The following is a 12,802-nucleotide window of genomic DNA, read 5'->3' as shown; positions in this document are numbered from 1 at the left end:
TTACTACCCTTAAAATGACACATGCTGCCCCGGCTTCGCCGGAGCAGCATGCTAAATGAGAATGAGAATCATTTTTGAACTTATACAATTTATTTTCCTTCGTACAACTTTATAAGTATCATACTCACTTCATCCTCATTTGTAAACCATATTTTTCACATTTTTTAAATACTGAAGAGTACCTATTCGCGTCCCTAATATTGAAGATGAACCTCTACACGTAAAAAAGCCCTTGCGTTCTCCCCGCAAGGACTTCTCTTTAATCCATCACCTATTTTGTTAAGCGCTCACATTCCATCACTCGACAATCGTCGAACATCTGCGGCGCATCTCCAGCCTCGCACCGGTTATTCGAATGGCTGCAATCTCTGAGGACTGACAGCACACCTCGTGTATGCCCTGTCGGTAAACCATCCGCAAATCCGCGGTAGCCACCCCATTAATCCGGAGCGTTAATTGCGGCTTCGTTCGCTTAATACGATGGATCATCTCGGAGAAAGCCGTGACCCTGTGTCCTGCCTCATCCGACAATTCGGAATTCCCCGTCCCCTCCGAATCGAATACAATCACATCGGCCAAACGAGCAATTTCCGCTGCCGTCGCTGGATTCATCCCTTCTCTGAGTAGCGCCCCATAACGAATACGCACAAAACGTCTTTGATCCATAAGGGTCTGCTCTGCCACTTCTTCGATAAAATTATGGATCGATATGAAGTCATCCGCGTGTGCCGGACGTACAGCCAGGAGCTCTAATTGGCAATCTACGCCCTCCTCGCTGCACTGCTCCATAGCCCGGAACAAGGACTCCAGCTGAGCATCCTGCGCTTCACGCAACTCCATCGTGTTGGAAAGCCGGGCATCGTGCAGCAAGCTGACCGCACACCTAGCTCCATCCGCCGCCTGAAACACCGACACCCAATAGGTCATCCACAGCATGATAAGTCTCCGCCTCAACAGAGCGCTCTTCTCTGCGCTCCGCGAATTCAACCACGTCGTGTAAACCTCCTGCAGCAGGCCATGCTGCACAGCATCCTCCCCGCGTATCAGCCCGATTCCCTGAGCACCTTGACTGATATCTCGTGCAATGGATTCAGGGTCTGCGGATCGGCTCATGACTTTCAGTCTTCGGTTCCTGTCACTCCACCCCAGCAGTCGGGTCAAGGAAGGTCTGTCCGTGCCGTTATGCCGAATCCCAGAAACCCTGAGGGCTTCTTCAATATCGTCAGGCGATGCCAATAACAGCAATACCTCCTCATGGGTCACTCCTCCTGCCATTGCAAAATGCTTCAGCAGATCCGTCTCGGGAGAACTCTCGTTTGCCGTAATCTCTTCAACTCCGATGAACTCTTGATCTTCCAATCGACGCTCTCCCAATTCGCTGCGTGCTCCCCATTGCCTTTCCGTCATGGTTATCCTTCTACTCCCTTTCACCTTGAATTGGATAAACGCCTCCTTACAGATTATTATGAAACAATTGGAAATATACAGCCCACGGAATAAACACCGGCTGAAAATAACAAGACGGAACAAACCAAGCACCCTGCTCTCCTTATACCGGATAACTGCGCGAGGGTACGGATGCCTTTCTGTTTATCCTCATTTCAAGAACTGAATAAAACCTATACAATGAAGGAATGAATCCATCCCGGAAAAAGGAGCGCAGAGCATGAGAACCGATTATGACCATTGGGAACCGATCAGCGTATCGGATGCCGTCAGAATTTTTGCTGAAATCCCTGCTCATTGGTATATCGCCGGAGGCTGGGCACTGGATTTATATTTGGGGGAGCAGACCAGGGAACACGGCGATATCGATATCCTGATCCTGCGCGAAGAGCAGGCCGCCATTTACGCAGCATTAGCCAAAGAATGGACACTGTACAAAGCGGATCAAGGGACCTTATGCCTCTGGGAGGAAGGCGAATATTTGCACTCGGTTGGCGATGTATGGGTAAGCCGGAATGACGAAGCCCCATTTTCATTCCAGATTATGCTGGTGGAGACCGAACAGGACAACTGGATTTATCGCAGAGAACCTTCCATTCGAAGACCACTCGAAGATATATCCTTAAAAACAGACCAAGGAATCCCCTATCTGAAACCGGAGATACAACTCCTGTATAAAGGGGGAAGCAAGAATATCCGTGAAAAAGACGAACGGGATTTCAGGAAGGTCCTGCCCTTCCTCGATCGACAGGCTGCAGGATGGCTTACCCAAGCGCTGCGGACACAGTTTCCGTCAGGTCATCCATGGCTCGACAGCATTGATACAACCCCGTAGGCCTTGCGACAACAAAAAAAGAGCACCTTCCTCCATATACAGGAAAGTGCTCTGAGTTTATTTGAAATCCATCAGTCAGCCTTTACTCCTGACTTGCCGCGATGGCTTGACCCAGATCGTACAAGATATCATCGATAGACTCGGTCCCGATCGACAGACGCAGCAATTCCGGATTGACACCCGCCGTAAGCTGCTCATCTTCCGTCAGCTGCTGATGCGTTGTGCTGGCCGGATGAATGATCAGTGACTTGGAATCCCCGACGTTGGCCAAGTGGGAGAACAGCTTCACATTCTCGATCACCTTCTGACCTGCCGCTGCCCCGCCTTTGATACCGAAGGTCAGGATAGCGCCTTGTCCCTTCGGCAGGTACTTCTTCGCCAACTCATACGAAGGGTGACTCGGCAGCCCTGCATAGCTCACCCATTCTACCGCCTCGTGACTCTCCAAGTACTTGGCAACCTTCAGCGCATTCTCGCTATGGCGCTCCACCCGGAGATGCAGCGTTTCCAGTCCTTGCAGGAGCAGCCAGGAATTGAACGGGGACAGCGATGCGCCGATATCCCGCAGCAGCTGCACGCGCGCTTTAATGATATAAGCGATCGGGCCTACTGCCTCTGTATATACTACGCCGTGATAGCTTGGATCCGGCTGCGTCAATCCTGGGAACTTGTCATTAGCCGTCCAGTCGAATTTACCGCTATCGACAATAACCCCGCCGATGGAAGTGCCGTGGCCGCCGATGAATTTGGTCGCGGAATGAACGACGATATCCGCTCCATATTCAATCGGGCGCAGCAGATACGGGCTAGGGAAAGTATTGTCGACGATAAGCGGAATGCCGCTCTCGTGCGCGATGGCCGCAACGGCTTCCACATCCAGCACATTCCCCTGCGGATTGCCGATCGTTTCGGCAAACACGGCCTTCGTCTTGTCATTGATCGCTTTGCGGAAATTCTCAGGATCCGTGGAATCCACGAAATGCACCTTGATCCCCAGCTTCGCGAGCGTATTGGAAAATAAATTATAAGTACCGCCATACAAACTCGAGGAAGAAACAATTTCATCACCTGCGCCCGCAATGTTCAGAATGGAGAAGGTGATGGCTGCCTGCCCGGAAGATGTCGCCAGTGCGCCGGCACCGCCCTCGAGCGCTGCAATCCGCTTCTCAAACACATCCGTGGTCGGGTTCATAATACGCGTGTAGATGTTGCCGAATTCTTTAAGCGCAAACAAATTCGCCGCATGCTCGCTGTCTTTGAACCCGTAGGAAGTCGTCTGATACAGAGGGACAGCGCGGGACAATGTGGTCGGATCAAGCTCCTGACCTGCATGAACCGCTAAGGTTTCAATGGAAAATTGGCGTTCTTCTGACATGGGTGTTTCCTCCCTTTTCTTCATATGGAAAGTATGATGATTTCATAATTTCTCCCATTCTCTCATACTTTCTCTCGTTTGAAAAGAGAGATAACCCACTAAATTTATCGGAATATTTATTATAAATTCTTCTGCATGCACCCGTAAGTCACCCTTACTCCTTCTCCTTGTACACTCTACCCCATCCATATCCGGCTTCCGGGGACGTATCCTCCGGCATGCCCGGCAAGATTAAACCGCCGTCTATACGGAGGTTGATGCCGGTAATATAGGATGCTGCATCCGAGCAGAGCCAGGCAATCGCTTCCCCGATGTCCGACGGCGTGCCGAGTCTTCCCAGTGGAATCTTTCTGCCCAGCGGCTCGTCCTCTGCCGATTGGTCCGGCTTGTGAACGGTTGCTCCCGGTGCCACGCAGTTTACGCGGATGCCATGCGGTGCCCACTCGAGCGCCAGCGATTGTGCGGCACGTATAAGCGCTGCCTTCATGCCGCCGTAAATGCTGTCCTTGGGATAGGCTCTCTCTCCCCGGGAGGACGTGATGAAGATGATATTGCCCGGAATTCCCTGGGCGATCATCTCCCGAACCGCATATTTGCTAAGCAGCATCGGCGCTCGAAAATCGAGATGAACCGTCATGTCCAGCGCGTCCTCTTCAATCTCCGTCAGCTCGTCATATAGGCCGATCCCCGCATTGTTCACCAACAGATCGATCCGGCCAAACTCCTCTATCGTCTTTCGTATCGTATTCTCCGCTTCGCTGCGAACGGTCAAATCGCTCTGAATAATAAGCGGCTCCTTGCCGTAGGTATGGCCGATATCCTCCGCTACATCTACGATTCCTTCTTTGCTCGAATTGTAGGTCATCGCCAGCCGGTAGCCTTTTTCAGCCAGCACCTTGGCAATGCCTCGTCCGATTCCCGCGCCAGCGCCCGTTACCAGCGCCACCTTCTCCGTTCCCTGTTTACTTACGGTTCCCATGATTTCTCGCTCCCTTCCGAATTCATCCTTTCATGCCACAGTCGCCTGCCGCCGTTCAACGATGACGCGCACCGTGCCTACCCTTCCTTACCCTGTTCTGAAACGGATGATTGGCTTTCGATAGATAAAGTTGGATGATCGGGTGATCATATGGTAAATATTTGAATCCATGCCGATGTTCAATACGTAGTGTATATTAATATGGCTTTCCATATACGATAAACCAAAGGAGCGTGTACGTATGAGTTCTGAGATGTGGATTATTGTGAGCGTTCTGGTCGCCGCATTTCTGATCATGATTCCCGTACAGTACCGGTATATTGCAGCGTTGAAGGAAGATTCCCGAAGGCAGGGGGTCGATCAGGAAACGTATTACAACAACATGTCGTTTCAAGAAGAACAGCTCCACTACAATACGCAAGTCTTGTTTTTGCCTTCCACCATGGTTGCTTCATGGATTTATAATTGGAGGCATAAAAGCGGAAAAACGACCAAGTAGGCGGCTTTAAACGGATGAAAACGCAAAAATCATCGCCCGAATGAAGGCGATGATTTTTCATGATCCAAGCTATACTCAGCCGCGTCTGGCTAAGGCGTTCATATGTAGGAAAAAGGTATCCTCCAGCGTAGGCGCCTTCTCCACAAATTCGGGCCCCGGCTGCTTTTTCCCCATCAGCCTTACTCTCATGTGATGTTCCGTCATTTGAAAATGAATCAGCAGCTCCTGCGGTATCCGCTCGAAGGCTTCCAGATCGATCTCGCCTTCCCAGACGCTGGACGCTACATTCAGCTTCCACTGGGTCGGTGAACCGATATACCGGATGCGACCGCGGTGTATCCATATCACGGTATCCGCCGCCTCTTCCCATTCGTTCAGCTCGTGGGCGGCCACGATCACCATTCGGCCCCTGGCGTACTTGGTCAGGTACGTGATAAGGAATTTACGTTCCTCGGCGTCCATGCCGTTTAACGGCTCATCGAGGAATAGAAAAGAAGGAGAAGCCAGCAGCGCCTGTACGACGGCAATGCGCCGCTGCACCCCTTGCGACAAATTCTTGACCTTGCTCTTGCGAAAAGGCTCCAGCCGAAAGTCCGCCATCAGCCTGTCAATGGCCTCCGGGTTATAGACGCCCTTTAATTCCGCCATATAGGTCAGCAGCTTGCCGACCTTCATATCTCCATACAGCTCGATATCCGCCGGGACATATCCGATTTGACTGCGGATTAGCGGCAAATGATCCCCTGCCCTGCGCCCGCTGTACAGGATCTCGCCTGCATCGGGGGCCTGCAGCGTGGTCAGCAGCTCAATCAGGGTGGTTTTTCCAGCGCCGTTCGCCCCGACGATAAGGTTCAGGCCGGATTGAATCTCCGCTTTGTCGATTTCAAGCCGGTACGTACCCGCCTGTCGTTCCAGTCCTTCCAGCCTAATCATTGGCCATTCTCCAGGCTCCGTTCAGCTTCAAGCTGCGTCCGTAGGAAGAGACGAGCAGAATTACTCCAATAACAAGCAGGGCCATGTCCGTCATCATTTTGCCGCTCATCGAAACGCCGTGATCCACGATTTGTCCTTGAATCACGATCCACATGCCGTAGACCAGGACGGCCGAGATCAGTGAGACGACCATGCCTTTGCGAAACAGCATATACATCGCAGCTCCTCCCGTCACCAGCAGAATCCCCATCCACTCCAGGATAAAGGGTCCGAATAAAAAGCGGGAGGTTTCCGCCTGGATGGATCGCAGCCCGAGCGCGAGGGTACTCAGCAAGGCCATTCCGATGACGATACCGGTCACAAGCAGCAGGCGGGTATACAACACAAGAGCCGGCGGGTATGGGGTCAGGGTCTCCACGGCCCGCATCCCTTTATCCCAGGTTCGGCTGCTGAACAGCATCGATACAATCAGCAGCAGCGGGGTAATCAACGGAAAAATACCGCCGGGCAATCCGGCAAACTGATCCAATGGATACTCCGGATCGATCAGCAGAACCAACATGCAGAATACTGCGCCTGCTGTGAGCAGAATGGATCTTTGATTCAATCGGATCTGGCTCCGAAGAATCTGTTTTAATGAGGGCGGGTCGACCTGCGGATTAAAATCCAGCTTGGGGGACTCGGGCTCAATCCTGAGCTGATTGAACTCTCCCTGAAGAGACGCAATGAGCTGCGCCGTCTCATCCGGTGACGGCGATGGAAGAGCAGCGCGTCTAAGCGGGCCGCGAAGCTCGTCTTCGAGTCTTCTCAATTCATTATCGAATGGATGATCCATGGAGATACACCTCACTTTCTTTTACTTTGCTCTGCGAATCCGGCTCTTCCGACTTGGAGCGGTTCCTTACCTGTTCCTGGGGACTCGTCTCCCGCGTCCTTCGGGACGGATGAACGGGTACCAATTCGGAATGCTCCATGGACAATGTTTTCTTTAGCTTTCTCAAGCCGTTATATAAATGCGTTTTCACCGTACTTAAGGGGAGGTCGACCAGGTCGGCGATTTCCTGCAGTTTCAGATCATGAAAGAATCGAAGAGATATGACTTCCTGTTGTATATCGGGCAGGCTCTCCAGCGATGCTGCAATCTCGAGCGACGTTTCCTGCCTTTCCACGAGTTCTTCCGCGCCGGGTGCAGGGTCGTATGCATCCGGCATCTCCTCACCCGCCAGACCTTCAGACCTGTAGGATGCGCTTTTCCAATAATCCTTGCACATATTCAGAGCGACGCGATAAAGCCAGGAGCGAACATGTTCCAGCGTGCCGTGCTGCTTCAGATGCCGAATGAGCCGGATAAACGTTTCCTGAACGATATCCTGGGCTTTTTGCCTGTCGGCCAGCCTCTGGGTCGTATAACTGAGCAGCGGACCATGGTACCTCGTCACCAGCATTTCAAAAGCTTCCTGGTCGCCGGCAGCCATGCGTTCGGACAGCTGCTGATCGGAAATCATGCCTTCCCCCCCCTTTCTATGTGCATTCTAATCTTCCCATTATATCTATTTCTCAATTATAACCGACCGTGTGCATGTGCATAGTCGTCATTATTTGACATTCAGCATGGCATTCCATTTCTGCTGCCACTCTTTGTACGTAATCGGGCTCTCCGGATTTAAGTACGAATTCCGTTCGGTGCTCGGGAGCATCAGCCCTTGCTGGTAAAAATGTACCAGCAGCTCTTTGACCTGCTCCCCTCTGCCTTCTTCCAACGCCCTTCTGACTTGTTGAGCCATACTTATCCCTATTTTGTTTTGAGGATCATCGCCGTCCCCATTCTTGAACAACAGTTGCTGTACTGACCGAAGATTTCCGTAAGCGGATCTCAGCTGTTTATCGCTAAGCCCTTTCTCTTCCACATAATACACATACCAGAAAAGACTGCTGATCTTTCCGCGCACATCTCGTTCCGGATGTTCAAAATAATAATTAAACCCATCCTGGTTGCCAAACAGAATCGAGTTCATCCATTCGCCCGACAAGTTTGAGTAGTTATATGTGTACTGGTTCGAGGACAGAATCAGACGATGGTCCACCCGGGGATAATCAAAACCTTGACCTAAATATAAGATCTTGTCGACGTTGCTGTTGAACGCGGGTACCCACTTGGAGAAATAGTCATACTTTTTTTGCATATCCCGCAGCATCAACACGGATGCCTTCTCCATATATGGCGTTGTCACGACGGTAATCGGGAGATCATTCCGGCGGATTTCCTTCCAGAACCGACCTCCGTACAGGGAGATGTTCTGCTCGATCTCCCTATCCTCAAACCGCTGGTAGCCGGGCCTCCGTTCCAGCTCCTGCATCCCCGTATACAAGGGAACCGGATAACCTTCGACCTCCAGCTTCATCTCACCGAAAGAATAACGCATCCGGCCAAATTCCCAGCCCAAATAAACATATTTCGGAGGACGGTCTTCATTATCACTCTTTAAATATACATGCTGATGACCCGGAAGCGGATACCACGCGATAAATCCATCCAGTTTAACTTCGGGACCCACACTGTAAGCCGAAAATTCTTCACGGGAGTAACCGGACATAAAATCCATGACCTTGCCTCTATATTCCAGCTCGGCTTGAATGTCTCCTCCCTTGGCATCGCCGACCATCCTTACCGATAACCGATCTCCCTGTCTGCGATAAGGAGCGTCAATACCTTGAAGTTGGACACGCTCAAGCTTGAACATCCGGTTCAGGGTTAACGGAAGCTGCCTCATGCCCGATAATTCGGAGGCGGGTATCGTTAGCTTTGCCATCACGCGAAGTTCATCGTTTGGCAGCCGCTTCAGCTTGATATCATAAGAAGAAACATGATAAAAGGATCCATCTTCAGGATCATCGATATAAGAAACCGTAGGGTCTTCAAGCTTCGCATCGATTTGGGCATATCGTTCCGCCCATAGCGTGCCGTAAGGTACCGCTGCAGCTGCCGTCAATACGACAGCCCCCAACACCGCGAGCCATCCCGCTTTCAGCAGCATCGTGGGGCGCTTGCGGTTTAACAAGAACAAACACACCGTTAGCAGCAGGAACGTGAAGGCAAGCACGAACCACCGGGAACTCATTAAATCTTCGCCAAACAGGTCGTACCCCCAATTCTCATATTCAAACCGATTGGATTGAAGGAAGAATTGGTTGAGGTGAAACACTTGGGCCGGCATCCATCTTAATTCGCTGATAATATAAATTTCCATGAAAAACGTTCCGAACATCCATGCACAGAAACCAATCAAATAAACGATCCGATTCGGAATGCTTGCCCCGAGAAGCATGGCGAGCGCGAGTGTCACCATATAGGAAACCTCATACTGCACAGCAAATTGCATGGTATGCATCATCGCAATATAACCGGCGATTCCCTGGCTAACCGACAGGATATAGAATATAACCGACGTCGACAACGTGAACAGGGAAAAGTACAACAAACTGACCACATATTTCGACGACAACAAGGTAAAGAAAGACACGGGCAAGCTGTGATTCCATTCAAAGGATCGACGGCGGACATCCCGGCGAATGGACAAGATGCCGATTAACATAGCCGGACCCAGGGTCATCGTATGACCCAGCATGTGGAAGGAATAAGCCGCCGTGTACAGATTATGGTTCGGCCCGTTGCCGCTCGCCGCCTGCAGCATCATAATGATGAACAGAATCGCATAGATGATCGGAAGCGAGGCAAACAAGGGATTGCCGAACAAAAGCCGAAGCTCAAGAAGACTGTGCCTCCACCATTTATGCATGGCGATCCCTCCGCAGCAGGCTCAGATACCCATCCTCCAGGGTCGGATCCGCGGGAAACGCCCCTGCTACCGGAGCCGCTTGACCGATAAACCGGCAGAGAACGCCTTCCGGAACGGTTCGGGTAGACACGACGGACATGGGATCAATCAAGGCAAATTCGTCCGGGCTCATCACCGCTTCCCATACTTGTCCCTTCCCGCAAGCCTGCAGTTCAGTCAGGCTGCCGTTCATGGCCAATCTCCCCTTGTTCATGACTGCGATACGACGACAGTTGCTCTCGATATCGGCGACGATATGGGTGGATAGCAGGACCGTCCGGTCGATGCTAAAGCGGGTTAACACATTCCGGAACCTGACACGCTCCTGGGGATCCAGCCCGGATGTTGGTTCGTCAACGATCAAGATATCAGGTGATCCCAATAATGCTTGGGCAATACCCAGCCGCTGCTTCATTCCCCCGGAATAAGTGCGAACTTTTTTATCAGCCTTTCCCTGGAGATTCACCATCTCGAGCAGCCTGGAGATTTCCTTCTGCCTGGCACTCCGTTCCGTGATCCCTTTCATAGCTGCCACATAATCCAGATAATCCCGGCCGGTCAGCTGCGGATAAATGTGAAAATGCTGCGGCAAATACCCGATCATCTGCCGGATCTCCTCCGGCCGTCCAATCGATATCCCGTTCACTCTCACCTGCCCGGAGGTCGGCGTCAATAAGGTTGCCAGAATGCGCATCAGCGTGGTTTTGCCGGCGCCGTTGGGGCCTAGCAGACCCGTCATACCTTTATCCAATTGTAGAGAAACATCCAAGAGCGCCCAAGCGCCCTTGCGATAGGTTTTTGATAGATGCTCAATGGTAATCATTCTAGAATCCTTTCACCATTAACGATTATGGCATAAGCCGCGCGGTTTACGTTACTTGGAACGAACCATCGTCTCAAAAAGTTTGGCATTTCCAATCTTTTGACGCCAATTCATATATAAGGTACAAAAAAGCCCGTGATCCTTAAAGCGGATTGCGGGCATGATCTATATTCACCTGACGTCAGGCTCTTATTCAGTTATTATAACATGCAAAGATGGGGTTCATCCGTAAACCTTCAGGCCGTAAATATTTCATGTCCCAAAAAATTAACGGGATGGATCATTCACAGGCTTATTTCACCGATCGTTACCGATGAGCCTCATATTGGTTGGCACGACTGATCGCCTGGATCGATTGGATGTCCTGCGGCGATAACTCTTCCTTATTTCCAGCCGCCAAGTTATGCCGCAACTGTTCAAGCGAGCTTGCACCAGGGATGGTGCAGGCAACTGCGGCATGGGCCAAAGCATATCGAATAGCCAGATGGGATAGATCCGTGTCACCGCCAACCTCTTCAAGCTCCTTAAGTACATCAAGCAGCTCATTTTTGCTGTAATCCAGATAGCCCTTCTCGGCTTTGGCTTGCCCACGGTCCGACAATATGCCGCGGGCAACGGGTCCCCGTGCAATGACGGATATTCCGTTCTCGGCAAGCAGATCGAGCACCGCTTCCTCCGGTCGTCGGTCCAGAATGCTGTACTGGCTCATGACGCTGACGATATTGGATTTCGCAACATACTCGCGGATGACGTTCGGCCGGATGGACGAAATGCCATAGTATCGAATCCACCCTTCCCGCTTCAGCTCTTCAAAAGCTTCAATCGTCTCGTCAATAGGATCATCTAACGTCCCCCCATGAAGCTGATACAGATCGATATAATCCGTACCCAATCTGCGGAGGCTGTCCTTAACGGCGGATTTGATGTATTGCTTGGAAGGATCCCATACCCAGCCATCCTGTCCCGGTACACGACGGTTGCCGACTTTGGTAGCGATGATCACATCCTCGCGCCGGCCTTGAACCGCTTGGCCTACCAGTTCCTCGTTACGGCCTTCGTCGTACAGATCCGCTGTGTCCAGAAAATTCACGCCCCGGTCCAGCGCTTCATGGATAAGCTTCACGGCTTGTCCCTTATCCGTACCCAGTGACATACAGCCCAGCCCGATTTCGCTTACATACAATTCCGAAGATCCCAGCTGATTGGTTCTCATGCTTGATCCCCTCCTCTTCCCTATAATGAATAAGGTTCTACTTCTTTACTTACCCTAAAATATCGATCCAGATCTTCAAGGCCGTAACCGCAATGAGAAGTGCCAAGGCGTATCGCAGCAGTCGGACGTTCATCTTGCGACTGATGATGGCGCCGATGGGGGCACCCATCAAGCTTCCGGCGACCGCGAACAAGGACGGCCAGATCGGAATGTCGCCAGAGGCGATTTTGCCGATAACGCCCCCGACCGCGGACAGAAAGACGATCGCGAGTGATGATGCGATGGTGATCCGCGTCGGTATCTTAAGGATCGTCAGCATAATGGGGATCAGGATAAAGGCGCCTCCAGCGCCGACAATCCCAGCAATACCGCCGACGATAAAGGCTGCGCCCATCGCAATCCCTGAATGATAAGTCACCTCGCTAACCGACCTGTTTTCCATGGTTGCCCGGGTCGGCACAATCATCAATAACACAGCGATAACCGCCAGAAAACCGTAGATCACGTTAATCGTACCGCTGGTCATCAGCATCGAGGACAGACTCCCGATCAGACTGCCAACCAGGGTGCTGATCCCCATCTGAATGACCAATGGCTTGTGAAAGTACGACTCACCGCCGCGCGAACTCATCCGGTTGGTGATCATGCCTGACAATGAGGCGAAAAATACCTGCAGCATGCTGATGGACGCCACTTCCTTGGAGGTAAAGGCCTCCAGTCCAAACCAGGAAGGAACGTATAGCAGCAAGGGAAAGTTAATGATCGCTCCGCCAATTCCCAGCAGTCCTGAGAAAAAAGAACCGATGATACCTATAAAGATCATGACTACAAGCTGCACTATCAAGGTGATCGATCTCCAATTC

The 12,802-nt window shown here is 51.5% G+C and carries 12 protein-coding genes; 2 read left to right on the top strand and 10 right to left on the bottom strand.

All coding sequences use genetic code 11. The features are described 5' to 3' along the window. Nucleotides 1–297: 297 nt before the first annotated feature. Nucleotides 298–1,407 carry a PEP-utilizing enzyme, TIM barrel domain protein gene (locus M4D81_RS23650; protein WP_260068239.1) on the bottom strand — a complete coding sequence of 370 codons (1,110 nt, stop codon included), beginning with the start codon at nucleotides 1,405–1,407 and terminating at the stop codon, nucleotides 298–300. Nucleotides 1,408–1,666: 259 nt separating this feature from the next. On the opposite strand from M4D81_RS23650, the gene M4D81_RS23645 reads away from it, so the two are divergent. Then, entirely contained in the window at nucleotides 1,667–2,281 is a 615-nt protein-coding gene (locus tag M4D81_RS23645) for a nucleotidyltransferase domain-containing protein (RefSeq protein ID WP_260068238.1), read from the top strand. Between the two features lie 82 nt (nucleotides 2,282–2,363). Here M4D81_RS23645 and M4D81_RS23640 read toward each other — a convergent pair whose 3' ends face one another. Together M4D81_RS23640 and M4D81_RS23635 are read right to left on the bottom strand one after the other, a co-directional pair. Further along, complete coding sequence (locus M4D81_RS23640) at nucleotides 2,364–3,656, bottom strand: homocysteine synthase (protein ID WP_216534086.1); 1,293 nt, start codon at nucleotides 3,654–3,656, stop codon at nucleotides 2,364–2,366. Nucleotides 3,657–3,810: 154 nt separating this feature from the next. Then, nucleotides 3,811–4,635, bottom strand: a complete 825-nt coding sequence (locus tag M4D81_RS23635; protein ID WP_260068237.1) for an SDR family NAD(P)-dependent oxidoreductase — start codon at nucleotides 4,633–4,635, stop codon at nucleotides 3,811–3,813. A 241-nt stretch (nucleotides 4,636–4,876) separates the two neighbouring features. On the opposite strand from M4D81_RS23635, the gene M4D81_RS23630 reads away from it, so the two are divergent. Beyond that, nucleotides 4,877–5,134 carry a DUF3949 domain-containing protein gene (locus tag M4D81_RS23630; RefSeq protein WP_260068236.1) on the top strand — a complete coding sequence of 86 codons (258 nt, stop codon included), beginning with the start codon at nucleotides 4,877–4,879 and terminating at the stop codon, nucleotides 5,132–5,134. Nucleotides 5,135–5,209: 75 nt separating this feature from the next. Here M4D81_RS23630 and M4D81_RS23625 read toward each other — a convergent pair whose 3' ends face one another. The 7 genes from M4D81_RS23625 to M4D81_RS23595 form a co-directional block, all read right to left on the bottom strand. Beyond that, a complete protein-coding gene (locus M4D81_RS23625) occupies nucleotides 5,210–6,067 on the bottom strand; it encodes an ATP-binding cassette domain-containing protein (RefSeq protein ID WP_071219646.1) in 858 nt (285 codons plus the stop codon). Continuing rightward, nucleotides 6,060–6,902 (bottom strand): hypothetical protein, encoded by an 843-nt coding sequence (locus tag M4D81_RS23620; RefSeq protein WP_071219647.1) that lies wholly within the window; start codon nucleotides 6,900–6,902, stop codon nucleotides 6,060–6,062. The genes M4D81_RS23625 and M4D81_RS23620 overlap by 8 nt, the downstream gene beginning before the upstream one ends. After that, entirely contained in the window at nucleotides 6,883–7,572 is a 690-nt protein-coding gene (locus M4D81_RS23615; protein WP_260068235.1) for an RNA polymerase sigma factor, read from the bottom strand. Before M4D81_RS23615 ends, M4D81_RS23620 begins: the two co-directional genes overlap by 20 nt. A gap of 90 nt (nucleotides 7,573–7,662) precedes the next feature. Beyond that, nucleotides 7,663–9,864: an ABC transporter permease gene (locus tag M4D81_RS23610; RefSeq protein WP_260068234.1), complete on the bottom strand. Its 2,202-nt coding sequence runs from the start codon at nucleotides 9,862–9,864 to the stop codon at nucleotides 7,663–7,665. After that, nucleotides 9,857–10,726: an ABC transporter ATP-binding protein gene (locus M4D81_RS23605; protein ID WP_071219652.1), complete on the bottom strand. Its 870-nt coding sequence runs from the start codon at nucleotides 10,724–10,726 to the stop codon at nucleotides 9,857–9,859. The genes M4D81_RS23610 and M4D81_RS23605 overlap by 8 nt, the downstream gene beginning before the upstream one ends. 307 nt (nucleotides 10,727–11,033) lie before the next feature. Further along, the gene (locus M4D81_RS23600) at nucleotides 11,034–11,939 is read right to left on the bottom strand and encodes an aldo/keto reductase (RefSeq protein ID WP_071219654.1); all 906 of its coding nucleotides are present in this window, start codon (nucleotides 11,937–11,939) and stop codon (nucleotides 11,034–11,036) included. A gap of 49 nt (nucleotides 11,940–11,988) precedes the next feature. Then, nucleotides 11,989–12,783: a sulfite exporter TauE/SafE family protein gene (locus M4D81_RS23595; RefSeq protein WP_260068233.1), complete on the bottom strand. Its 795-nt coding sequence runs from the start codon at nucleotides 12,781–12,783 to the stop codon at nucleotides 11,989–11,991. Between the last annotated feature and the right edge of the window lie 19 nt (nucleotides 12,784–12,802).

It is taken from the genome of Paenibacillus sp. p3-SID867 (genome assembly GCF_025142895.1).
In the GTDB taxonomy this organism is placed as follows: domain Bacteria; phylum Bacillota; class Bacilli; order Paenibacillales; family Paenibacillaceae; genus Paenibacillus_AQ.
The sequence above is the reverse complement of the archived record's forward strand: the minus strand, read 5'-3'. Positions and strand labels throughout refer to the sequence as shown.